The organism is Shinella zoogloeoides (assembly GCF_030733845.1).
Taxonomy (GTDB): Bacteria; Pseudomonadota; Alphaproteobacteria; order Rhizobiales; family Rhizobiaceae; genus Shinella; species Shinella zoogloeoides_C.
In genome coordinates this window covers 2,057,992-2,080,293 of sequence record NZ_CP132311.1, presented here as the reverse complement: position 1 = coordinate 2,080,293, position 22,302 = coordinate 2,057,992, and the positions used below count along the sequence as shown (strand labels likewise).

Genomic DNA, 22,302 nt, shown 5'->3' with positions numbered 1-22,302 from the left:
AGAGGAGAAACGACGATGGCCGCAGGCAGGACCGAGGGCAGGCATGATCAGGCGAGCGGGCTGGACGAACGTCAGCCTGTCGACGCGCTGAAAGTGCTTGCGGATGGACAGAAGGCTGCCGCCGCCGTGGTCGACGCCGCGCTCGGCGATATCGCCGCTGCCGCCCGCCTTGCCGCCGATGCGCTGCTTTCCGACGGACGCCTCGTCTATGCCGGCGCCGGCAGTTCCGGCCTCATGGCGATGGCCGATGCGCTCGAGCTTCCCGGCACCTACGGTATTTCCCGCGACCGCATCGTCATCCTGCTTGCCGGCGGCGCCGCGAGCCTCGAAGACCTGGCGGGCGGCTATGAGGACGACCGCGACCTTGCGCTCGGCGACGCCGAAGCTGCCGGCATCGGCGTGAAGGACTGTGTGATCGCGGTTTCGGCAAGCGGCAGCACGCCTTACGTCCTGGCCCTCGGGTCCCATGCGAAAGAGAAGGGCGCCCAGGTCGTGGCCATGGCCAACAATCCGGGTGCGGCGCTTTTCGACGGTGCCGACGTTTCCATCCTGTTGCAGACGCCGCCGGAGGTCATTTCCGGCTCGACGCGCATGGGCGCGGGCACGGCGCAGAAGATCGCCTTCAACCTGTTTTCCACACTCGTCGGCATCCATCTCGGCCATGTGCACGACGGCCATATGGTCAACCTGAAGGCCGACAATATCAAACTGAAGGGGCGTGCCTGCCGCATCGTCTCCGACATCTCCGGTGTCGGGCTCGACGAGGCGGAACGCCTCCTCGCGCGCTCCGAAGGCTCGGTCAAGGCAGCCGTGCTGCTCGCCGCGGGAGCACCGGATACGAGCGCCGCACAGGCGGCGCTGGACCGGTCGGGGCAAAGCCTCCGTCGCGCGCTCAAGGCTATCGGATAAACTGATCTCAAAACGCGCTGCGGCGCATAAAAGGGGAGAATACGATGACACGCAACGCAATCAAGGGCCTGCTCCTTGCCACCAGCATCCTCGGCACGGCCGGGCTTGCCCAGGCGCAGGACGTCACGCTGACCGTCGAAAGCTGGCGCAACGACGACCTGTCGATCTGGCAGGAGAAGATCATCCCGGCCTTCGAAGCCAAGAACCCGGGCATCAAGGTCGTCTTCGCGCCGACCGCGCCGACCGAGTACAACGCCGCGCTCAACGCAAAGCTCGACGCGGGCTCGGCTGGCGACCTCATCACCTGCCGTCCGTTCGACGCCTCGCTCGAACTCTTCAACAAGGGCCATCTCGCCGGCCTGAACGACCTGTCGGGCATGGAGAACTTCTCCGACGTCGCCAAGTCCGCCTGGACGACGGACGACGGCGCGACGACCTTCTGCGTGCCGATGGCTTCGGTCATCCACGGCTTCATCTACAACAAGGACGCCTTCGACCAGCTCGGCATCACCGTCCCGACGACGGAAGCCGAATTCTTCGCGGCGCTCGACAAGATCAAGGCCGAAGGCAGCTACATCCCGATGGCGATGGGCACGAAGGACCTCTGGGAAGCCGCCACCATGGGCTACCAGAACATCGGCCCGACCTACTGGAAGGGCGAGGAAGGCCGCAAGGCGCTGATCAAGGGCGAGCAGAAGCTGACCGACGACGGCTGGGTCGAGCCCTACCGCGTTCTGGCCAAGTGGAAGGACTATCTCGGCGACGGTTTCGAGGCGCAGACCTATCCGGACAGCCAGAACCTCTTCACGCTCGGCCGCGCCGCCATCTACCCGGCAGGCTCGTGGGAAATCGGCCTGTTCAACACGCAGGCGCAGTTCAAGATGGGCGCGTTCCCGCCGCCGGTGAAGAATGCCGGCGACACCTGCTACATCTCGGACCATAACGACATCGGCATCGGCCTCAACGCCAAGAGCCCGAATGCCGAGGCTGCCAAGAAATTCCTGACCTTCGTGTCCTCGCCGGAATTCGCCGATATCTACGCCAACTCGCTGCCGGGCTTCTTCAGCCTGAACTCGACGGCCGTGAAGATGGCCGACCCGCTGGCGCAGGAATTCGTCTCCTGGCGTGAAAAGTGCCAGCCGACGATCCGCTCGACCTACCAGATCCTGTCGCGCGGCACGCCGAACCTCGAAAACGAGACCTGGACGGAATCGGCCAACGTCATCAACGGCACGGATACGCCCGAGGTGGCCGGCGAGAAGCTCCAGAAGGGCCTCGACAGCTGGTACAAGCCGGGCAAGTAAGCCCTTCGCATCGGCTGTGAAATCCGCTTTCAGGAGCGGGAGATTTCCCGCTCCGATCCTCTCCCCGTAAAATCCGGGGGGAGGGGCTTCCGGCGGCGCGGCTCGAGCGGGCAGGCGCGGTGCCACACCCTCTTCGTCCCGGTGGACAGAGGTTGCCGAAGGGCAAATTCGGGGAGCGACCCCGTTACTATCGTGTATGCTGAATTTGTCATGTGCGGCGGGGCCGCCGCGCACGGCGTCCGCGTATGCAGATTTCAACGAACAACAACCGGAGGGGCAAGCTGGGCCATGAGCGACATACCTTCTTCCCATGACGCAACAGGACCGATCAAGCGCCCGACGCGCTGGCATATCGGCGTTTTCCTGCTGCCGGCCTTTATCGTCTACTCGGCAGTCATGATCCTGCCGCTCATCGAAACGCTGCGCCTGTCGCTGTTCAACACGGTGGACGGCCAGTCGACCTTCGTCGGCCTTAGCAACTTCAAGGTGCTGTTCGGCGACGAGCGCTGGGCGGCCGATTTCTGGAACGCGCTGAAGAACAACTTCATCTTCTTCGTCATCCACATGCTGGTGCAGAACCCGATCGGGGTTGCGCTCGCCGCCATGCTCTCGCTTCCCAAGCTGCGCTTTGCCGCAGCCTACCGCACGGCGATCTTCCTGCCGACGCTGCTCTCCTTCGTGATCGTCGGCTTCATCTGGAAGCTGATCCTCTCGCCGATCTGGGGCGTGTCGCCCTACCTGATGGATCTCGTCGGCCTCAAGTCGTTCTTTTCGCCGTGGCTCGGCAAGCCGAACTCGGCGCTCATCGCCGTGTCGCTGATCTCCGTCTGGCAGTATGTCGGCATCCCGATGATGCTGATCTACGCCGCGCTGCTCAACATTCCGGAAGAGGTGGTGGAAGCCGCCGAATGCGACGGCGTGACGGGCTGGAGCCAGTTCTGGAAGATCAAGCTGCCGCTGATCCTTCCCGCCATCGGCATCATCTCCATCCTGACCTTCGTCGGCAACTTCAATGCCTTCGACCTCGTCTACACGGTGCAGGGCGCGCTTGCAGGGCCCGACAAGTCGACGGACATCCTCGGCACGCTGCTCTACCGCACCTTCTTCGGTTTCCAGCTCCAGCTCGGCGACCGCTCGATGGGCGCGACGATCGCGACGGTCATGTTCCTCATCATCCTCGCCGGCGTCTCGCTTTATCTCTTCGTCATCCAGCGGCGCATGCGTCGCTACCAGTTCTGATCGGGAGGGCCTGACATGTCTCAAGCACGCACTTCGCTCACCCGCACGTCGCTGGTCCACCTCGCGCTGATCGGCTATTCGATCATCTCGCTCTTCCCGGTGTTCCTGACGCTCATCAACTCGATGAAGGATCGCAATGCGATCTTCCGCAACCCGATGCAGCTTCCGACGCCCAAGACCTTCGACCTCGTCGGCTATTATACGGTTCTGGGGCAGGGGGACTTCGCCACCTATTTCCAGAACAGCTTCATCGTGACGGTGGCCTCCATCGCGCTGGTTCTGCTGTTCGGCGCCATGGCGGCGTTCGCCCTCTCGGAATACCGCTTCCGCGGCAACACGCTGATGGGCCTCTATCTCGCCATCGGCATCATGATCCCCATCCGCCTCGGCACGGTGGCGATCCTGCAGGGCATGGTGGCGACGGGGCTCGTCAACACGCTGACGGCGCTGGTGCTGGTCTATACCGCGCAGGGCATCCCGCTTGCCGTCTTCATTCTGTCCGAGTTCATGCGGACCGTCTCCGACGACCTCAAGAATGCCGGCCGCATCGACGGGCTCTCGGAATATTCGATCTTCTTCCGCCTCGTGCTGCCGCTGATCAGGCCGGCGATGGCGACGGTCGCGGTCTTCACGATGATCCCGATCTGGAACGACCTGTGGTTCCCGCTGATCCTGGCGCCGAGCGAGGCGACCAAGACGGTGACGCTGGGCTCGCAGATATTCATCGGCCAGTTCGTCACCAACTGGAACGCGGTGCTCGCGGCTCTCTCGCTGGCGATCCTGCCCGTGCTCGTCCTCTACTTCATCTTCTCGCGGCAACTGATCCGCGGCATCACCTCTGGAGCAGTCAAGTGAGTTCTGCAATGACCCCCATCCGTGTGCTTTCCGCCGGTCTCGGCAACATGGGCAGGAGCCATGCGCTCGCCTATCACGAAAATCCGGGCTTTACGATCATCGGGCTCGTCAACCGTTCGAAGGTTCCGGTTCCGGCCGGGCTGGAAGGCTACGAGATCCACCCGTCCTTCCACGAGGCTCTGAAAGAGCTGAAGCCCGAGCTCTGCTCGGTGAACACCTACTCGGACAGCCACGCCGAATATGCCATCGCGGCGATGGAGGCAGGCGCCCATGTGTTCCTCGAAAAGCCGCTGGCGACCACGGTCGCGGATGCCGAGCGGGTCGTGGCCTGCGCCAGGGCGAACGGCCGCAAGCTCGTCGTCGGCTACATCCTGCGCCATCATCCCTCGTGGGTGCGGCTCATCGAGGAAGCGCGCAAGCTCGGCGGTCCCTACGTGTTCCGCATGAACCTGAACCAGCAGTCGAGCGGGCCGACCTGGGCGACCCACAAGGCGCTGATGCAGACCACCCCGCCGATCGTCGATTGCGGCGTGCATTACCTCGACGTGATGTGCCAGATCACCGATGCCAAGCCGGTCGAGGTGCGCGGCATGGGCCTGCGCCTTTCCAACGAGATCGCGCCGGACATGTACAATTACGGCCACCTGCAGGTGCTCTTCGACGACGGTTCGCTCGGCTGGTACGAGGCGGGCTGGGGGCCGATGATCTCGGAGACGGCCTTCTTCGTGAAGGACGTCATGTCGCCGAACGGCTCGGTATCGATCGTCATGGATCCGAACGCCAAGTCCGACGACATCGACACCCACACCAAGACGGCGGTCATCCGCGTTCACAACGCGGCAACGGGGCCTGACGGCAAGTTCCTCTCCGCGGACGAGGACCTGAAGATGGCGGGCGAACCGGGGCACCAGGAACTCTGCGACCGGGAACAGGCCTTCGTGCTGAAGGCGATCCGCGAGGACATCGATCTCTCGCGGCACATGGACGATGCAGTGCAGTCGCTGAGGATATGCCTGGCGGCCGACGAAAGTGTCAGAACCGGCCAGACGGTCAAGCTCTAGGGGGAAATCAGTGGGCTCTCTTCAACTCAAATCCGTACGCAAGTCCTTCGGCAATGTCGACGTCATCAAGGGCATCGACCTCGACGTGAAGGACGGCGAATTCGTCATCTTCGTCGGTCCCTCGGGCTGCGGCAAGTCTACGCTTCTGCGCATCATCGCGGGTCTGGAAGACGCGACTTCCGGCTCGATCACCATCGACGGGGCGGAAGTGGCCACGGTGCCGCCGGCCAAGCGCGGCATCGCCATGGTGTTCCAGTCCTACGCGCTCTACCCGCACCTTTCGGTCAAGGACAATATGGGCCTCGGCCTCAAGCAGGCCGGCGCGCCGAAGGACGAGATCGAAAAGCGCGTCGCCAGATCCTCGTCCATGCTGTCGCTGGAAAAGTACCTGACCCGTCGGCCGGCCGAGCTTTCCGGCGGCCAGCGCCAGCGCGTCGCCATCGGCCGCGCCATCGTGCGCGAGCCGAAGCTCTTCCTGTTCGACGAGCCGCTGTCCAACCTCGATGCGGCGCTGCGCGTCAACACCCGCCTCGAAATCGCTAGGCTGCACCGCGAGCTGAAGGCGACCATGATATACGTCACGCACGACCAGGTCGAGGCGATGACGCTGGCGGACAAGATCGTGGTGCTCGATGCGGGCGTCATCCAGCAGGTCGGCTCGCCGATGGAACTCTACAACCGTCCGGCCAACCTGTTCGTCGCCGGCTTCATCGGCTCGCCGGGCATGAACTTCATCGATGCGGCGCGCCTCGGCGTTGCCGATGTGAAGACGGTCGGCGTGCGCCCGGAACACCTCACCCTGTCGCGCGAAAGCGGCGAATGGCAGGGCAAGGTAGTGCATGTCGAGCATCTCGGCGCCGACACGATCGTCTACCTGGAATCGGAGAAGGTGGGGACCATCGTGGTCCGCCTGTTCGGCGAGCATCACTATGCGCCTGACGACATCGTCTTCGCCACGCCTTCGGCCGGCCAGATGCACCATTTCGATTCAAATGGTCGTGCGATACGTTGAGGCCCCTCATCACAAATCCGTGATAAGGAAGGATTGCGGCATCTCCCGCCGTGATCTACGATTGTCAAATATCAGGAACTAACATACAGCCTTGTTTGTATGTTGCGATGCGGTGGTCCGGCGATCACCGCATCGACTCGTTTTCAGCACCCTGCCGGCCTTCCCCCGGCATTGCCTATGGAAGAACCCATGCGTTTCACGAGACCGATTTCGATTGCGACCTTTGGCGCCCTTTTGATTCTCGCCGGCTGCCAGGACGAACAGGCACCGCAGGGCGGCTTTTCCTTTCCCCCACCGCAGGTAGCTGTCATCACGGCGAAGGCCGAGGACGTGCCGATCACCAACGACCTGCCGGGCCGCATCGCTGCGACCCGTACCGCCGAGGTTCGCCCGCGCGCCACCGGCATCGTCATCGAACGCGTCTTCGAGCAGGGCTCGCAGGTCAAGGAAGGTGACGTGCTCTACCGCATCGACCCGGCCTCGTTCCAGGTGCAGGTCGACAGCGCGGAAGCCACGCTGCGCCGTGCCAAGGCCGTGCAGGCCCAGGCAAAGAACGACACGGTGCGCCAGGAGCAGCTGAAGAAGTCGAACGTTGCCTCCGCGCAGGCCTATGACGACGCCATCGCCAAGCTGGCGCAGGCCGATGCCGATGTCGCGATCGCCGAGGCGGGTCTCGCCACGGCCAAGCTCAATCTTCAGTATACCGAGGTGAAGGCCCCGATCAGCGGCCGCATCGGCCGTGCCCTCATCACCGAAGGCGCGCTGGTTTCGGCCAACGGCACGGAAAACCTCGCCACGATCCAGCAGCTCGACCCGGTTTATGCCGACTTCACGCAGTCGGCGACGGACCTCATGCGCCTGCGCAAGGCGCTGGAGGACGGCGACCTGATGGCCGACAACAACTCGGCCGACGTCAAGCTGATGCTCGACGACGGTAGCGCCTATCCGCATTCGGGCAAGCTGCTCTTCTCGGAAGCCGCGGTCGATGAGACGACCGGCCAGGTGACGCTGCGCGGCGAATTCCCGAACCCCGATGGCGACCTCCTGCCGGGCATGTATGTGCGCGTGCAGATCGAGCAGGGCATCGAGAAGGGCGCCGTGCTGGTGCCGCAGCAGGCCGTGCAGCGTGACGCCTCGGGCACCGCGCTGGTCTATGTCGTCTCCGCCGACAACAAGGCCGGCACCCGTCCCGTGCGCGTCGGCCGTGCCTCGGGCACGCGCTGGGTCATCACGGATGGCCTGAAGGACGGCGAGAAGATCATCGTCGAGGGCTTCCAGAAGGTTCAGCCGGGCGGTGAAGTCGTTCCGGCCGAGTGGGACCCGAATGCCGCCGCCAATGCCGGAAAGCAGCCTGCCGAAGGTGGCGCTGCCGAAGCCGGCAAGGATGCCAAGGCTGAGGGCGGGGAAGGCGCTGCCCCGACCGGTGAGGCCGGCAAGGATGCCAAGGCTGCAGGCGGGGAGGGCGCTGCCCCGACCGGCGAAGCCGGCAAGGCCGAAGGCGGCGAGGATGCCGCCAAGACCGAGCAGGCAAAGTAAGGATCCGGACGATGCCCAGTTTTTTCATAGACAGGCCGATTTTCGCCTGGGTGGTCGCGATCTTCATCATGATCGCCGGCGCCATCTCCATTCCGCTTCTGCCGATCGCGCAGTATCCGGACGTCGCCCCGCCGCAGATTTCGGTATCGACGTCCTATTCCGGCGCATCCTCGCAGGATACCTACCAGAGCGTCACCAAGCTCATCGAGGATGAGCTGAACGGTGTCGAGGGCATGCTGTATTTCGAATCGACCTCGAGCGCTTCGGGATCGGCGGAAATCAACATCACCTTCGCGCCGGGCACCGATCCGAGCCAGGCTTCGGTCGACGTCCAGAACCGCATCAGCCGCGTCGAGCCGCGCCTTCCCGATTCCGTGCGCCGTCAGGGCGTGCAGGTGGAAGAGGCGGGTTCCGGCTTCCTGCTGATCGTCGCGCTCACCTCCACCGACGGCTCGATGGATGCCATCAGCCTCGGCGACTACGTGAACCGCAACGTCTTGTCTGAAGTCCAGCGCGTGCCCGGCGTCGGCCGTGCGCAGCTCTTCGCCACGCAGCGGTCCATGCGCATCTGGCTCGATCCCGCCAAGATGCTCGGCCTCAACCTGACGGCAGCGGACGTTACCGCCGCCGTGCAGGCGCAGAACGCCCAGATCGCGGCCGGCAGCATCGGCGCGCAGCCGAACCCGATCACCCAGCAGATCGCCGCGCCGGTCAACATCAAGGGCCAGCTCACGACGCCGGAGGAATTCGGGGCCATCGTTCTGCGTGCGAATGCGGACGGTTCGGCCGTGCGCCTGCGCGACGTCGCGCGCGTCGAAGTGGGCGGCGAGACCTATTCGTTCTCGACGCGCCTCAACGGTCAGCCCTCGGCTGCTGTCGCCGTGCAGCTTTCGCCGAGCGGCAACGCCATGGCGACCTCCGAGGCGATCAAGGCCCGCATGGACGAACTGGCGAAGTTCTTCCCGCCGGGCATCGAATATTCGATGCCCTACGACACTTCGCCCTTCGTGAAGGTATCGATCGAGAAGGTTCTGCACACGCTGCTGGAAGCCGTCGGCCTCGTGTTCCTCGTGATGTTCCTTTTCCTGCAGAACATCCGCTACACGATCATCCCGACGCTCGTCGTTCCCGTCGCGCTGCTCGGCACCTGCGCCGTCATGCTTGCCATGGGCTTCTCGATCAACGTGCTCACCATGTTCGCCATGGTGCTCGCCATCGGCATTCTCGTCGATGACGCGATCATCGTGGTGGAGAATGTCGAGCGCATCATGTCGGAAGAGGGCCTGCCGCCGAAGGAGGCAACCCGCAAGGCGATGAAGCAGATCACCGGCGCCGTCATCGGCATCACGCTGGTGCTCGCCTCGGTGTTCATCCCGATGGGCTTCTTCCCGGGCGCGGTCGGCGTCATCTACCAGCAGTTCTCGCTGACGATGGTCGTCTCGATCCTCTTCTCGGCCTTCCTCGCTCTGTCGCTGACCCCGGCGCTTGCCGGCAGCTTCCTGAAGCAGGTTCCGAAGGGGCATCACCACACCAAGCGCGGCTTCTTCGGCTGGTTCAACCGCGGTTTCGACCGCAGCTCGAAAGGCTATAGCGGCACGGTCGGCTGGCTGATCCGTCGCACCGGCCGCGTCATGGTGATCTATATCGCGATCCTCGCCGGCCTCGGCTACATGTTCCTGAAGCTGCCGTCCTCGTTCCTGCCGGATGAAGACCAGGGTTTTGCCATCGTCATGATGCAGCTTCCCTCCGAAGCGACGGGCCATCGTACCGACGAGGTGCTCACGCAGGTCGAGACGATCTTCGGCCAGGAAAAGGCCGTCAACACGATCGTCGGCATCAACGGCTTCTCGTTCTTCGGTGCCGGCCAGAATGCCGGTCTCGCCTTCGTGACGCTGAAGGACTGGAGCGAGCGCGGGCCGGAAGATTCGGCGCAGGCGATCGCCGGGCGTGCCAGCATGGCGATGAGCCAGATCAAGGACGCGATCAGCTTCGCGCTGTCGCCGCCGCCGATCCAGGGTCTCGGCACGACGGGCGGCTTCTCGTTCCGTCTTCAGGACCGCGGCGGACTTGGCCAGCAGGCGCTTTCGGCCGCGACCGGCCAGCTTATCGGTCTCGCGGCCCAGAGCAATGTTGTGACGGGCGTGCGCGTCGAAGGCATGCCGGACGCGGCTCAGGTCAATGTCCTGATCGACCGCGAGAAGGCCAATACCTTCGGTGTGACCTTCGCCGATATCAACTCGACGATCTCGACCAATCTCGGCTCGACCTATGTCAACGACTTCCCGAATGCCGGGCGCATGCAGCGCGTGACGGTCCAGGCGGACCAGAACGAACGCATGCAGGTGGCCGACCTGCTGAAGCTCAACGTGCGCAATTCTAGCGGCGGCATGGTTCCGATCTCGGCCTTTGCGACAGCGGAGTGGACGATGGCGCCGACGCAGACGGTCGGCTACAACGGCTATCCGTCCATGCGCCTCAGCGGCGAGACCAAGCCGGGCTTCTCTTCCGGTGACGCGATTGCCGAGATGGAGCGGCTTGCCGGCCAACTGCCGCCGGGCTTCGGCTACGAATGGACGGGCCAGTCGCTGCAGGAAATCCAGTCCGGTTCGCAGGCGCCGATCCTCGTCGGCCTCTCGATCCTCCTGGTGTTCCTGTGCCTTGCGGCGCTTTATGAAAGCTGGTCGATCCCGTTCGCCGTCATCCTCGTCGTGCCGCTCGGCGTCATCGGCGCCGTGCTTGCCGTGACGCTGCGCGACATGTCGAACGACGTGTACTTCAAGGTGGGCCTGATCGCGATCATCGGCCTTTCGGCGAAGAACGCGATCCTGATCATCGAGTTCGCCAAGGAGCTTATGGAGGACGGCCGGTCGCTGCTCGACGCGACCATCGAGGCCTGCCACCTGCGCTTCCGCCCGATCCTGATGACCTCGCTCGCCTTCACGCTCGGCGTTCTGCCGCTCGCGATCGCGACGGGCGCAAGCTCGGGCAGCCAGCGCGCCATCGGCACCGGCGTGATGGGCGGCATGATCACCGCCACCGTGCTCGCCATCTTCTTCGTGCCGGTCTTCTTCGTCTTCGTGATGAAGCTGTTCGGTTACGGCAAAAAGAAGGAGCAGCCGGCTCCGGCGCCAAGCCCGGCGGAGTAGGCCGCCATGCGCCGGACCAAGGCAGAGGCCAAGGAAACCCGCCAGCAGATCCTGCTGGCGGCCGAAAAGGTCTTCTACGAAAAAGGGGTCGCCCATGCCTCCATGGAGGATGTGGCGCGCGCCGCGGGGGTCACCCGCGGCGCCATCTACTGGCACTTCGCCAACCGGGCGGACCTCGTGCTGGAACTCTACAACTCGCTCCCCCTGCCGCAGGAAGACCTGATCGCCCGGGAGCTGGAGGCGGAAAACGCCGACGTGCTCGGCGTTCTCGAGCGGGTCGGCCGGGAATGGCTGGAGCTTTTGGCCGAGGACGAGCACCGCCAGCGTATCCTCTCGATCCTCCTGCGCTGCGATACGATCGGCGAGTTCGCCAGTATTTCCGAACGGCAGAACGATATAGACGACGAACACATGCAGGCGCTGGAAGCGGCCTTTTCGAAGGCCGAGGGGCAGGGCAGGCTTTGCGCCTGCTGGACGCCGCATTCGGCCGCCTCCATGCTGCGCTGGGTCATCAAGGGGCTTTGTTCGGAATGGCTGCTGTTCGGCCGCCGGTTCGACATTGCCAGCGAGGGCAAGGAGGCGCTGCGGCGGCTGTTCCTCAGCTATTCCTCGCACACGCGCTCAGCCTGACCTCCCGCGCCAGGCTTCAAGCCGCTCGATCCATTCCGCGCCGACCTGCCATCGCCTGAGCACGGAGACGGGGTCCTCCGCATCGAGCCGCGAACAGATGCGGTAGATCTCCAGCACCTCCGGCGCCATCTGGCCGCGCTGGCAGAAATACATGGCCGCCGCATAGCGCGCACGCCCGGACCATTCGGCCCCGGGCGGCATGGTTATGATCTCCCAGTTGCGGCGGGTTTCCTCGTCCATCTATTTGTGGCCCGGAGGCGTCACGGTACGGCGCGCCAGCTTGACGAAGGGGCGCGGCACGATCCTCGCCCGTTTCATCAGCTTCTGGTATTTCAGCTCGCGCAAGGCGTAGATCTCTACCCAGAGGTCGTCCGTGAACTTCGACCCATAGGGTCGTTCGAGGCTGGCAATGGCGATGTTCCGCTTGGCCGTCGGCGACCAGATCGCGGCGGTGACGAGCCCTGCCTCGTGTTTTTTGCGATGGTAGACGATGGCGTGCTCGGCGGGAATATTTCCTTCGATTTCAAGGCCGACGAGGATGTGCTTCAGAGTTTGATTCCGCCGTGCATCAAGGATCGCGCGGCGGCCGTTGAAGTTGGGTTTTTCCGGATCGACCAGCCAGTCGAGGCCGATCTCGTCCGGCATGCGCACCCGGTCGGCGCGCAGCGCGCCCTCGGCGGTGATGAAGTCGGTATTGGCGACGATGAAGCCGGCCTCTATGCGCGTCTGGTTGAGCGCGCCGTAGCCGATGGCGCGGATGGCGTGCTGTTCGCCGGCGGTCCACAGCCGATCCCAAAGAGAAAGGGCTTTCGCGCGCGGCACGAAGAGTTCGTAGCCGAGGTCACCGGTAAAGCCGGTGCGCGAGATCGTCACCTCGCCGCCTTCGTGCGGGAAGGTGGCGATGTCGAACGGCTTCAGCCTGTCCGCGCCGATGAAGCCGGCATCGCGCAGCACGGCATAGCTGGTCGGCCCCTGCAAGGCGAGGCCGGCAATCTCCTCGGTCTCCTCGCGGATATCGACGGAAAAGCCGAAGGCGCTGTCGAGCAGCCAGGGCAGGTGGCGTTCCTGACAGCACAGGCGGAATTCCTGTTCGGCCAGACGAAAGAGCGTGCCGTCGTCCAGCACATGGCCATGGTCGTCGCACCAGGCGGTGTAGTGCACGCGGTTCACGCCGAGTTTTCTGACATCGCGCAGCGTCAGGCGGTTGAGGTAGCGTTCGGCGTCCGGGCCGATGATGCGGTATTTCACCATGGGCGAAATATCGAAAAGCGCGGCAGTGGAGCGGATGGCGAAATATTCGAGTTCGCCGTCGGTGAGCGAATGCGGCGCCTTGTAGCCGGCCCAGTTGTACCAGTCGTTGACCTCGCTCAGCGCCATCAGCCGGTCGTGGAAGGGCGTTTCCAGACGCGGCGCGCGGATATGGTCGCGCGCCGCACGGCGCAGTTCCGCGGCGGATTTCGTCATGGCGTTCATGGCTTGCCTCCCGAAAGGATATGACGGGCCGCGTTCCAGCCCGGCAGGCCGGAAATGCCGCCGCCCGGATGCGCCCCGGCGCTGGCGAGATAGAGGCCCTCGATCGGCGTCGTGTAGCCGGAGGCCGCGCCCGTCGGCCGGTTGACGAGCAACTGGTCGGCCTGCAACTCGCCGTGATGCCAGTGGCCGCCGGGCAGGTTGTACTCCGCCTCGATATCGACCGGCGTCATCAAGCTGGCGGCGATGACGGACTTGCCGATGCCGGGCGCATGGCGTTCCAGCGTCTCCAGCACGATCTTGAGGAAAGCGGGCTTGCCGTTTTCCCAGCCTGCCTTGCGACGGTAAGGCGCGTATTGCACGAGCGCCGAGAGCGTGCAGCCGCCGGTGGGGGCGAGTGCGGGATCGGCAAGGCTCGGCAGCGTCACTTCCATCACCGGGTCGGGGGAGAACTCGCCGTATTTTGCCGGGTTGAAGGCGGTCTCGACCTGCTCCTTCGAGCGTACCAGCACGATGCGTCCGTTGCGGGCGTCTGCGGACAGGCCTACGAAGTCCGGGATGCGGTCCAGCGCCAGGTCGAGCTTGGCGACATTGCCGTAGCTGCGGACATTCTTCACCGAGCGCACGAAGCCGGTGCCGCTTTCGGCGGGATCGACGAGGTGGAGGAACGTGGTCTGCGGGTGGATGGCCGAGACGACGACGGGGGCGGTGATTTCGGTGCCGTCTCGGGTGATCACGCCGCTCGTTCGGCCACGGTCGGCGAGGATGCGGCCGACGGGCGTGCCGCAGCGGATGGTGACGCCGGCCTTTTCCGCGGCGCGCACGAAGGCGGGCGCGACGGCGGCCATGCCGCCCCTCGGCACGAACTGGCCGCCGGTCCGGCCGGCGACGTCGCCGGTCAGGCGATAGTAGAGGCCGAGCAGCGAGGTTGGCGAGCGCGGGCCGAGATGGATGCCGAGCGTCGCGTCGAAGGCGAGAAGACCCTTCAGGCGGTCGTCGCTGAGATATTCGTCGGTGACGTCGGCGACGTTCATCAGCAGCATGCGCAGGAAATCGCGCCCCTCGCTGCGGCCCTTGCGGATGAGGCCGAAGCCGGCGCCGGCAAGCGTGGAGAGATCGCCGAGCGAGATGGCGCCGATCTGTGGCGGCGGGCGGCGCAGGAAGCGTTTCAGGATGCCGGCCTGGAAGATCAGCTTCCTGCGCAGCGCGGCGAAGGCGGCCGCCTCTTCGGCGGAAACGCCGTCGATGCTTTCGCCATAGGCGCCGTTGAGCGTGATCGCCTTGCCGGAGCCGTCGAGCACGGTCGTCGGCAGTAGCGTCTCGTCGCCCGCAAGGTCGAGGCCGATGTCCCTCGCGACCTCCGCATCCAGCCGGTTGACGAGATGGGCCAGGCCGGCGGAGCGGAAGCCGGGGGAAAATTCCCGGCCGCGCGTGGCCCCGCCCGGTTCGTTCGCCGCCTCCAGCACCAGAACCTTTCGGCCGCCTTTGGCGAGGCGGGTGGCGGCGGCAAGGCCGTTGTGGCCGGCGCCGATCACGATGGCATCAAATGACGTCATGGGCTTTGCTCATCTCGACGGGGGAACGCTTGAGGTCGCGCAGGATCTCGGCGGCGGCGTTGCGGCCGGGCGCGCCCATCACCCCGCCGCCCGGATGGGTGGAGGAGCCGCACATGTAGAGCCCGGAGATCGGGCTTCGGTATTGCGCATAGCCGGGCACCGGCCGGTTGAAGAGAAGCTGGTCGAAGGTGAGTTCGCCCTGGAAGATGTTGCCCTCTGTGAGGCCGACTTCCGCCTCGATCTCGCGCGGCGTTCGCACCTCCATATGCACGATGTGGTCGCGAAAGCCGGGCGAATAGTCGGCGATCTGGTTGATGACGGTTTGCGCAAATGCGTCGCGGTCGGCATCCGTCCAGTCGCGGCCCTCCACCTTGGGCGGGCAATATTGCACGAAGCAGCTCATGAAATGCTTGCCCGGCGACGTCATGGTCGGGTCGAGCAGGGTCGGGATCATCATGTCGAGGAACGGATCGGCCGACCAGCGCCCGGCCTTCCAGTCGTCGTAGCCGCGCTCCATGCGCTCGATCGAATCGGTGAAATGCATGTCGCCGCGAATGCAGTTGGAGCCTTGCGGCAGGGCCGGGAATTCCGGCAGGCTGTCGAGCGCGATGTTCACCTTGCCGGAAGAACCGCGCATCTTGAAGTGTCTGACGCGGTGGACGAAGTCGCCGGGCAGGGCATCCTCGTCGACGAGCTTCAGGAAGGTGCGCTTCACATCGGCATTGGAGACGACGAGATCGGCATGCACCTCGTCGCCATTCGCCAGCACGACGCCGGTGGTGCGGCCGCCGCGGGTGAGGATCTTCGAAACTTCGGAGTCGGTGCGGATGGTGCCGCCGGAGGCCTCGAAGGAGCGGGCGAGGGCCTGCGTGACCGCGCCCATGCCGCCGCGCGCATAGCCCCAGGCGCCGACCGAGCCGTCCACCTCGCCCATATAGTGATGGAGTAGGACATAGGCCGTGCCTGGTGACATGGGGCCGAGGGCGGTGCCGATGATGCCCGACAGCGCGAGATAGGCCTTGATGACGTCGGTCTCGAAATATTCGTCGAGGAAGTCGGAGATCGACATGGTCCAGAAGCGCAGCGTCTCGGCCATTTCGTGCGGGCTGAATTCGCCGAATTTTTTCGCAAGGTAGAGCAATTCGGAAATGTCGCGCGGGCGGAAGCCGAACGGGTCCGGCGCGGTGCGCATCAGGAGCGGCTGGATGAAGCGGCACTGGCGCGTCACGTCGCGGGCATAGCGCTCATAGGCTTCGGCGTCGCGCTTCGAATAGCGGGCGAATTCGCGGCGGTGGCTGTCGTGGTCGCGGTAGGAGGCGAGATAGTCGCCGTCGCGGGTGAAGACCGCGCCGCCCTCGTAGGAGATGACCTGCAGGCCGTGCTTCGGCAGCTCCAGGTCGCGCATGATCTCCGGGCGGAAGAGGGAACAGACATAGGAACAGTTCGAATAGAGGAAGCCGGGCGTCAGCTCGCGGCTCGTTGCCGCGCCGCCGACCCAGCCGTTCTTCTCCACGACGAGGACGTTGAGGCCGGCGCGCTGGAGATAACAAGCCGTGACCAGCCCGTTATGGCCGCCGCCGACGATCAGGGCATCGAACTTTTGCATTTTTGATGTCTCCCTTGTTTCTAAAAGCTGCATCAAAAGCAAAATGTTGTCCAGTTATTCTGAATGATCATTCAGCAAGTATCTTGCAATCGCCTGATAATGCGCTAGAATTTCAATCCACGAAAAGGCACCGGCCATGCGGCCGCAAGAGCAAGGATGCCATGACGGCGACGGGTGAGCACGGTGCGGCGGTGGAGCCGGAATATGACGAGGCGGCGATCCGCTTCCTCGGTGTCCTATGGGGCGAGGGTTATCTTTCGCCCGGCGGCCCGGCGGAGGTCGATCGCGTGCTGGCGGGCGTGGATATCAGGGGCAGGACGGTTCTGGATTTCGGCTGTGGCGCCGGCGGCATCACGCTGCATATCGCAAAAACCCACCGGCCGGCGGAGATCGTCGGCTACGACGTGGAGCAGCCCGTTATCGAGCGGGCGCGCGCGGCCACGGCTGCCGAGGGGCTATCTTCTGTCGTCCGCTTCGTTTCCAGCCCGCCGGGGCGGCTGCCGTTCGAAGACGGTGTGTTCGATGTCGTCTTTTCCAAGGATGCGATGATCCATGTACCGGACAAGGAGGCGCTGTTCGCTGAGCTATTCCGCGTGCTGAAGCCGGGCGGCGTCCTTGCCGCCTCCGACTGGCTGATCGGCCATGACGGTGAGCCGAGCGCCGACATAAAGGACTATATCGCCGCGGAAGGCCTCCATTTCGGCATGGCCTCGTCGCGCCGTTATCTCGCGGCAATGGCGCAGGCGGGTTTTGTCGACGGCGTCGCCGAAAGCCGCAACGCCTGGTATCGCGATGTGGCGCGGGGCGAGCTGGAACGCCTGAAGGGGCCGCTCCGTGCGCAGGCCGTCGCGGCGGTCGGCGAAGCCTATGTCGACAAGAACATCCGCACCTGGACGGCCATGCAGAAGGTTCTTGACAGCGGGGAGCATTGTCCCGCTCATCTGCGCGGCAGCAAGCCGGCCGCGGGAGTTCGCCCGTGACGGTCATGCTGAAAAATCCAAAAGGCAAGGTGACGGTGAAGATGCGGGCAGGCGGAGCTGAACAGGGCTCGGGGGACGGCGAGAAGCGGGGGCGCAAGGCTTCCAAGGAGACGCGGCGGCAGCAGCTCATCGAGGCGACAATCGAGTCGCTCGCCAAGCGCGGCTATTCCGACACCACGCTTGCCGATGTCGCCGACGGCGCCGGGCTTTCCCGCGGCATCGTCAACTTCCATTTCGAGAGCAAGGAAAACCTGCTCGTCGCCACGCTGCAGTTCATGTCCGAGGAATATGCGGACCATTGGAACGCGGCGCTGGAAAAGGCGGGGCCGAGCCTCGCCGGCCGCCTCTGGGCGCTGGTGCACGCGGATTTCGACCGCAAGATCTGCACCAAGCGCAAGCTTGCCGCCTGGTGCGCCTTCTGGGGCGAGGCCAAGTCGCGGCCGACCTACCAAGCGCTCTGCGGCGCGCGGGACGTGAAGTACCAGGAGACCGTGATTTCGCTTTGCGCCGAACTGAAAGCGGAGGGCGGCTACGGCTATGAACCGGAACCGATGGCGCTCTCGCTCTGCGCCATGCTGGAAGGCCTGTGGCTGCGCCTGATGATGGGCGACGGCACGACGCGGGAGAAGGCGCTGGAGGCGGCGATCGCCTTCGTCGTCATCGCCTTCCCGAAGCATCTCACGATCCAAGGACCAAAATCACAATAGGGAACCCGAAACGGGGAAGGAGCACGGCATGAAGACTGCACACACGGCCAAGGCCTACACAACAGCGGCGCTCGCCGCCATCCTTGCCCTCGGAACCGCCCTTCCTGCCTTCTCCGCCGATACGCTCACCGTCTTCGACTGGTCGGGCTACGAGGACCCGGCCTTCCACCCCGCCTATACGGAAAAGCACGGCGGCTCGCCGGAGTTCTCGTTCTTCGGCGACGAGGAGGAGGCGTTCCAGAAACTGCGCTCCGGCTTCAAGGCGGACGTGGCGCATCCCTGTTCGCAGAGCGTGGTGAAGTGGCGCGAGGCGGGCCTGCTGGAGCCGCTCGATACGGCCAAGCTCACCGCCTGGAACGACATCCTGCCGAACTTCAAGGCGATGAAGAACCTGATGACCTCCGATGACGGCACGGCCTGGTTCATCCCCTTCGAATGGGGCAATACGGTGCTCACCTACCGTACGGATACGGTGAAGCCCGAAGAGATCGCCTCGCTGAAGGCTTTTGCCGATCCGAAGTTCAAGGACCGCGTCTCGATCGGCGACAATGTCGACGACGCCTATGCGCTGGCGAGCCTTGCCATCGGCCTCAAGGACTGGACGACGATGACGGACGCCCAGTTCGCGGAGGCTTCCGCCTTCCTGCGCGAGGTGCACAAGAACGTGCGGCTCTACTGGACCGACAACACGGATCTGAGCCAGGCGCTGGCGAGCGGCGAGGTCGATCTCGCCTGGGCGTGGAACGAGACGGCGACGACCCTGCAGGCCGAGAGCCAGCCGGTCGCCATCAAGAAGGACACGAAGGAGGGGCTTTCCACCTGGGTCTGCGGCTATGCGCGCCTGAAAGGCGCGGAGGCGAGCCCCGATCTTGCCTACGACTATCTCAACGCCGTCACCGATCCGGCGGTCGCGGCCTACATGGTCGAAAGCTGGGGCTATGGCCATTCCAATGCCAAGGGCATGGCTGCGGTCGATCCGAAAATTCTCGCCGACAAGGGCTATGCCGATGTCGACGCCTTCGTCGCCAACACGCTCTTCCAGTCGCCCATGCCGACGGAGTTGCGGCAGAAAATGATTGCCGAGTTCGAGAAGATCAAGTCGGGGTATTGAGGGCGGTTGCCCCTCATCCCGCTGCCGCGACCTTCTCCCCGCAAGCGGGGAGAAGGGGGCTGTGGTGATGTTTCGCGAGAGATTGAAGGAAGGCAGCGCGGCAATGTCCCTTCGCCCCGCTTGCGGGGAGAAGGTGGCCGGCAGGCCGGATGAGGGGCCATTTTACACCCGCGATACCGGCGGATCCTCCGCCAGCAGCACGAAGGCATCCGGATCGTAGGCGAGGCGGATTTCCGCACCGATGGGGAGGTCGTCCGCGCCGTAATTGTTTGTCTCGACCATCGAGAGCGGCTGTTCCAGTCCGTCTACACCGACGGTTAGGTGAGTGACCTCGCCGAAATAGGCGCGGTTCTCGATGCGGCCGGCAAGTTCGTGCGGCGCGCGGTCGTCGTCCCAGAGGAGGCGCAGGCGCTCCGGGCGGATGCCGACGGTGACATGACCGTCGGTGGCGGCAAAACCGGTCGGCTTTTCCAGGCTGACATTGCCGAAGCGCGCGGCGTCGATGGAGACGGCGTTGCCCTGTTCGCCGAGCACCTTTGCCTGCAGGAAATTCATGCCGCCGAGGAAGTCGGCGACCTTGCGGGTGCGCGGGCGCTGGTAGATTTCCTTCGGTGTCGCGATCTGCGCGATGCGGCCGCCGAACATGACGGCGATGCGGTCGGAGAGCGCGAGCGCCTCGTACTGGTCGTGCGTGACGAGGATGAAGGTGATGCCGACGGCCTTCTGCAGCGTGCGCAGCTCCACCTGCATTTCCTCGCGCAGCTTCTTGTCGAGGGCGGAGAGCGGTTCGTCCAGCAGCAGCACCTTCGGGCGCATGACGAGCGCGCGGGCCAGCGCCACGCGCTGGCGCTGGCCGCCCGAGAGCTCATGCGCCTTGCGCTGGCCAAGGCCGGAAAGGCGCACCATGTCGAGCGCATCGCCGACGCGCTTCTTCTCCTCCTCCGGCGAAAGCTTCAGCCGTTTCAGGCCGTAGGCGACGTTTTCCGAAACGTCGAGATGCGGGAAGATGGCGTAGCTCTGGAACACCATGTTGGTCGGCCGTCTGTTCGGCGGCAGGGCGAGGGAGGGTGTGCCGTCGATGTAGATCTCGCCCGCCGTCGGCGTCTCGAAGCCGGCGATGGAGCGCAGGAGTGTGGTCTTGCCGCAGCCCGAGGGGCCGAGCAGCGAGAAGAACTCGCCTTCGCCGATGGACAGCGAGACGTCGTCGAGCGCCTTGTAGATGCCGTAGAACTTCGACACGTTCTCGATCTGGATCATCGCGCGGTCGGCCATGGGCGGCTCCTAGGGCAGCATGAGCGCCATCTGCGTGCGGCGTTCGGCACGGCGGCGCAGGATTTCGGCAAGGGTGAGCATGAGGATGGAGGCGGCGAGCATGATCGTGCCGAGCGCCAGCACGCCCGGCAGCTTGGCCGCGAAGCGAAGCTGTCCCCAGATATAGACCGGCAGCGTCGGCTCGGTGCCGGACAGGAAGAAGGCGAGGATGAACTCGTCGAGCGAGATGGTGAAGGTAACGAGCAGGCTGGAGACGATGGCCGGCGCGACCACCGGCAGCGTCACGCGGCGGAAGGTGCCGAGGGCGGTCTCGCCAAGGTCGTAGGAGGCTTCCTCCAGGCTGCGGTCGAAGCCCTCGAAGCCGGAGACCAGCACCGACATGGCATAGGGCACGCAGAACACGGTCTGGCCGAGGATGACGGTGACCAGCGACAGTTCCACGCCCATTGCCAGCACGATCATCAGCAGCGAGACGGCGACGATGATCTCCGGCAGGAAGAGCGGCGCCATGATGAGGCCGGCCGCCGCCCGCTGGCCGCGGAATCGGTAGCGCGTGATGGCGCGCGCCGCGCAGATGCCGAGGATGGTCGAGAGCAGCGAGACGGAGATGCCGACGATCAGGCTGTTCCACGCCGCCTGCAGCATGACCGAGTTGCCGACGAGCGAGGCGTACCATTTCGTGGTGAAGCCGGCGAGCGGGAAGGTGGTCGTCGCCGCATTGTTGAAGGAGAAGATCGGCAGCAGCAGGATCGGCAGGTAGAGGAAAAGGAAATAGGCGGCCACATAGACCGGGAGCCAGGGAATGAAGCGCAGGCGCTGCGTGAGGATGTTCATCTGATCCTCCGCACGGTGAATTTCAGTACGAGCACGACGGCGGCGGCGGTCAGCGAGACGAGCACCATGGTCGTCACCGAGAGGGCTGCGCCGAGCGGCCAGTTGGCGGCCTTGCCGAATTGCGCCTGGATGGCGGTGGCTATCATCACGCCGTCCTTGCCGCCGACGAGGCGCGGCGTGACGTAGTCGCCGACGGTCGGGATCATCACGATCAGGAAGGCGGAGATGACGCCGGGCAGCGACAGCGGCAGCGTGACGCGCAGGAAGGCGCGCAGGCGGCTGTCGCCGAGATCGCGCGCGGCCTCGATCAGCGTGCGGTCGACCTTCTGCAGCGAAACGTAGATGGGCAGGATCGCGAAGGCGGCCCAGCTATGCACCAGCGTGATGACGACGGCGTTGGAATTGTAGAGGAGCGACGTCACCGGCTTGTCGATGAGGCCCATCGAGATGAGGCCGGTGTTCATGACCCCGCCATAGCCGAGGATGACCTTCCACGACATGACGCGCAACAGATAGCTCGTCCAGCAGGGCACGGTGATGAGGAAGAGCCAGAGGTTCTTGTGCACCCCGCCATGGAAGGAGATGAACCAGGCGATCGGGTAGGAGAAGACGACGGTGACGATGCTGACCGTCAGGGAAATCCAGAGCGAACGGATGAAGAGGTCGCGGTAGATCGGTTCCGTCAGGGCTTGCCGGTAGTTTTCCAGCGTGAAGGTGCGGTCGATGTCGAGATAATTCTGCGTCCAGAAACTATAGGCGATGACGATGAGAACCGGGAGGAAGAGCACCGCCAGCGCATAAAGGAAGGTCGGCGATATCATGGCAAGGCCGCGGGCCTCTTCGCTCCGCATCCAGGCCCCTGGCCGGGAGGAGGAGGACGTGTCAGCGATCGTATCGAATGCTGCCGCCGTCATCGGGCAGAACTCCGGCCGCGACAACTCTCGTAGAGCGTGAGATTTCCCGTTCCCATGTTTCGCGCCTTTTCGGCTTCGATGTGTTCCCGAAACGAAGCATGCGCCCAAATGCCCGTTGAAATCAAGCCCCAGTTCTGCAATATTGATTGAACGAACATTC

The 22,302-nt window shown here is 64.6% G+C and carries 19 protein-coding genes; 12 read left to right on the top strand and 7 right to left on the bottom strand.

Features of this window, described 5'->3' with window-relative positions; translation table 11 throughout:
* Positions 1-15 precede the first annotated feature (15 nt).
* The 9 genes from Q9316_RS11380 to Q9316_RS11340 all read left to right on the top strand — a co-directional run bounded on the left by Q9316_RS11380 (position 16) and on the right by Q9316_RS11340 (position 11,692).
* Positions 16-909 (top strand): N-acetylmuramic acid 6-phosphate etherase, encoded by an 894-nt coding sequence (locus tag Q9316_RS11380; RefSeq protein WP_306031727.1) that lies wholly within the window; start codon positions 16-18, stop codon positions 907-909.
* A 44-nt stretch (positions 910-953) separates the two neighbouring features.
* Entirely contained in the window at positions 954-2,213 is a 1,260-nt protein-coding gene (locus Q9316_RS11375) for an ABC transporter substrate-binding protein (protein WP_306031726.1), read from the top strand.
* Positions 2,214-2,501: 288 nt separating this feature from the next.
* The gene (locus Q9316_RS11370; RefSeq protein WP_306031725.1) at positions 2,502-3,452 is read left to right on the top strand and encodes a carbohydrate ABC transporter permease; all 951 of its coding nucleotides are present in this window, start codon (positions 2,502-2,504) and stop codon (positions 3,450-3,452) included.
* A 15-nt stretch (positions 3,453-3,467) separates the two neighbouring features.
* Positions 3,468-4,307, top strand: coding sequence for a carbohydrate ABC transporter permease (locus Q9316_RS11365; protein ID WP_306031724.1), 840 nt, complete (start codon positions 3,468-3,470; stop codon positions 4,305-4,307).
* Positions 4,308-4,315: 8 nt separating this feature from the next.
* Positions 4,316-5,368, top strand: coding sequence for a Gfo/Idh/MocA family protein (locus tag Q9316_RS11360; RefSeq protein ID WP_371877905.1), 1,053 nt, complete (start codon positions 4,316-4,318; stop codon positions 5,366-5,368).
* Positions 5,369-5,378: 10 nt separating this feature from the next.
* Positions 5,379-6,380: an ABC transporter ATP-binding protein gene (locus Q9316_RS11355; RefSeq protein ID WP_306031722.1), complete on the top strand. Its 1,002-nt coding sequence runs from the start codon at positions 5,379-5,381 to the stop codon at positions 6,378-6,380.
* A 177-nt stretch (positions 6,381-6,557) separates the two neighbouring features.
* Positions 6,558-7,916: an efflux RND transporter periplasmic adaptor subunit gene (locus Q9316_RS11350; protein WP_306031721.1), complete on the top strand. Its 1,359-nt coding sequence runs from the start codon at positions 6,558-6,560 to the stop codon at positions 7,914-7,916.
* 11 nt (positions 7,917-7,927) lie between these two features.
* Positions 7,928-11,062 (top strand): efflux RND transporter permease subunit, encoded by a 3,135-nt coding sequence (locus Q9316_RS11345; protein ID WP_306031720.1) that lies wholly within the window; start codon positions 7,928-7,930, stop codon positions 11,060-11,062.
* 6 nt (positions 11,063-11,068) lie between these two features.
* Positions 11,069-11,692, top strand: coding sequence for a TetR family transcriptional regulator (locus tag Q9316_RS11340; RefSeq protein ID WP_306031719.1), 624 nt, complete (start codon positions 11,069-11,071; stop codon positions 11,690-11,692).
* Here Q9316_RS11340 and Q9316_RS11335 read toward each other — a convergent pair.
* Genes Q9316_RS11335 through Q9316_RS11320 form a run of 4 tightly spaced genes read right to left on the bottom strand, consistent with a single transcriptional unit; the run spans position 11,684 to position 16,324 of the window.
* Positions 11,684-11,932: a hypothetical protein gene (locus Q9316_RS11335; protein WP_306031718.1), complete on the bottom strand. Its 249-nt coding sequence runs from the start codon at positions 11,930-11,932 to the stop codon at positions 11,684-11,686. The two genes, Q9316_RS11340 and Q9316_RS11335, sit on opposite strands and share 9 nt — an antisense overlap.
* Complete coding sequence (locus Q9316_RS11330) at positions 11,933-13,156, bottom strand: aminomethyltransferase family protein (RefSeq protein ID WP_371878003.1); 1,224 nt, start codon at positions 13,154-13,156, stop codon at positions 11,933-11,935.
* Positions 13,157-13,161: 5 nt separating this feature from the next.
* Complete coding sequence (locus Q9316_RS11325) at positions 13,162-14,718, bottom strand: phytoene desaturase family protein (RefSeq protein ID WP_306031716.1); 1,557 nt, start codon at positions 14,716-14,718, stop codon at positions 13,162-13,164.
* Positions 14,705-16,324 (bottom strand): phytoene desaturase family protein, encoded by a 1,620-nt coding sequence (locus tag Q9316_RS11320; protein WP_306031715.1) that lies wholly within the window; start codon positions 16,322-16,324, stop codon positions 14,705-14,707. The genes Q9316_RS11325 and Q9316_RS11320 overlap by 14 nt, the downstream gene beginning before the upstream one ends.
* A 161-nt stretch (positions 16,325-16,485) precedes the next feature.
* Between Q9316_RS11320 and Q9316_RS11315 the strand changes: the two genes are divergently transcribed.
* From Q9316_RS11315 to Q9316_RS11305, 3 genes are read left to right on the top strand one after another with little or no spacing between them, the layout of a single operon-like run.
* Positions 16,486-17,304 carry a methyltransferase domain-containing protein gene (locus Q9316_RS11315; protein WP_306031714.1) on the top strand — a complete coding sequence of 273 codons (819 nt, stop codon included), beginning with the start codon at positions 16,486-16,488 and terminating at the stop codon, positions 17,302-17,304.
* Between the two features lie 41 nt (positions 17,305-17,345).
* On the top strand, positions 17,346-18,011 hold the full coding sequence (locus tag Q9316_RS11310; RefSeq protein ID WP_306035281.1) for a TetR family transcriptional regulator C-terminal domain-containing protein: 666 nt from the start codon (positions 17,346-17,348) through the stop codon (positions 18,009-18,011).
* Positions 18,012-18,039: 28 nt separating this feature from the next.
* The gene (locus Q9316_RS11305; protein WP_306031713.1) at positions 18,040-19,122 is read left to right on the top strand and encodes an ABC transporter substrate-binding protein; all 1,083 of its coding nucleotides are present in this window, start codon (positions 18,040-18,042) and stop codon (positions 19,120-19,122) included.
* 162 nt (positions 19,123-19,284) lie between these two features.
* Here the strand turns inward: Q9316_RS11305 and Q9316_RS11300 are convergent, their stop codons facing one another.
* The 3 genes from Q9316_RS11300 to Q9316_RS11290 are packed head-to-tail and all read right to left on the bottom strand — an operon-like array spanning position 19,285 to position 22,142.
* Positions 19,285-20,379: an ABC transporter ATP-binding protein gene (locus Q9316_RS11300; RefSeq protein ID WP_306035280.1), complete on the bottom strand. Its 1,095-nt coding sequence runs from the start codon at positions 20,377-20,379 to the stop codon at positions 19,285-19,287.
* A 24-nt stretch (positions 20,380-20,403) separates the two neighbouring features.
* Complete coding sequence (locus Q9316_RS11295) at positions 20,404-21,228, bottom strand: ABC transporter permease (protein ID WP_306031712.1); 825 nt, start codon at positions 21,226-21,228, stop codon at positions 20,404-20,406.
* Entirely contained in the window at positions 21,225-22,142 is a 918-nt protein-coding gene (locus Q9316_RS11290; RefSeq protein WP_306031711.1) for an ABC transporter permease, read from the bottom strand. Before Q9316_RS11290 ends, Q9316_RS11295 begins: the two co-directional genes overlap by 4 nt.
* Positions 22,143-22,302: the final 160 nt, after the last annotated feature.

Excerpts from the sequence above, each read along its gene's own strand:
- Q9316_RS11330 (WP_371878003.1), bottom strand. The coding sequence starts at position 13,156 with ATGACGAAATCCGCCGCGGAACTGCGCCGTGCGGCGCGCGACCATATC.
- Q9316_RS11340 (WP_306031719.1), top strand. The coding sequence starts at position 11,069 with ATGCGCCGGACCAAGGCAGAGGCCAAGGAAACCCGCCAGCAGATCCTG.
- Q9316_RS11290 (WP_306031711.1), bottom strand. The coding sequence starts at position 22,142 with ATGACGGCGGCAGCATTCGATACGATCGCTGACACGTCCTCCTCCTCC.
- Q9316_RS11320 (WP_306031715.1), bottom strand. The coding sequence starts at position 16,324 with ATGCAAAAGTTCGATGCCCTGATCGTCGGCGGCGGCCATAACGGGCTG.
- Q9316_RS11375 (WP_306031726.1), top strand. The coding sequence starts at position 954 with ATGACACGCAACGCAATCAAGGGCCTGCTCCTTGCCACCAGCATCCTC.
- Q9316_RS11370 (WP_306031725.1), top strand. The coding sequence starts at position 2,502 with ATGAGCGACATACCTTCTTCCCATGACGCAACAGGACCGATCAAGCGC.
- Q9316_RS11310 (WP_306035281.1), top strand. The coding sequence starts at position 17,346 with ATGCGGGCAGGCGGAGCTGAACAGGGCTCGGGGGACGGCGAGAAGCGG.
- Q9316_RS11295 (WP_306031712.1), bottom strand. The coding sequence starts at position 21,228 with ATGAACATCCTCACGCAGCGCCTGCGCTTCATTCCCTGGCTCCCGGTC.
- Q9316_RS11325 (WP_306031716.1), bottom strand. The coding sequence starts at position 14,718 with ATGACGTCATTTGATGCCATCGTGATCGGCGCCGGCCACAACGGCCTT.
- Q9316_RS11350 (WP_306031721.1), top strand. The coding sequence starts at position 6,558 with ATGGAAGAACCCATGCGTTTCACGAGACCGATTTCGATTGCGACCTTT.
- Q9316_RS11335 (WP_306031718.1), bottom strand. The coding sequence starts at position 11,932 with ATGGACGAGGAAACCCGCCGCAACTGGGAGATCATAACCATGCCGCCC.
- Q9316_RS11315 (WP_306031714.1), top strand. The coding sequence starts at position 16,486 with ATGACGGCGACGGGTGAGCACGGTGCGGCGGTGGAGCCGGAATATGAC.
- Q9316_RS11360 (WP_371877905.1), top strand. The coding sequence starts at position 4,316 with ATGACCCCCATCCGTGTGCTTTCCGCCGGTCTCGGCAACATGGGCAGG.
- Q9316_RS11365 (WP_306031724.1), top strand. The coding sequence starts at position 3,468 with ATGTCTCAAGCACGCACTTCGCTCACCCGCACGTCGCTGGTCCACCTC.
- Q9316_RS11305 (WP_306031713.1), top strand. The coding sequence starts at position 18,040 with ATGAAGACTGCACACACGGCCAAGGCCTACACAACAGCGGCGCTCGCC.
- Q9316_RS11380 (WP_306031727.1), top strand. The coding sequence starts at position 16 with ATGGCCGCAGGCAGGACCGAGGGCAGGCATGATCAGGCGAGCGGGCTG.
- Q9316_RS11345 (WP_306031720.1), top strand. The coding sequence starts at position 7,928 with ATGCCCAGTTTTTTCATAGACAGGCCGATTTTCGCCTGGGTGGTCGCG.
- Q9316_RS11300 (WP_306035280.1), bottom strand. The coding sequence starts at position 20,379 with ATGATCCAGATCGAGAACGTGTCGAAGTTCTACGGCATCTACAAGGCG.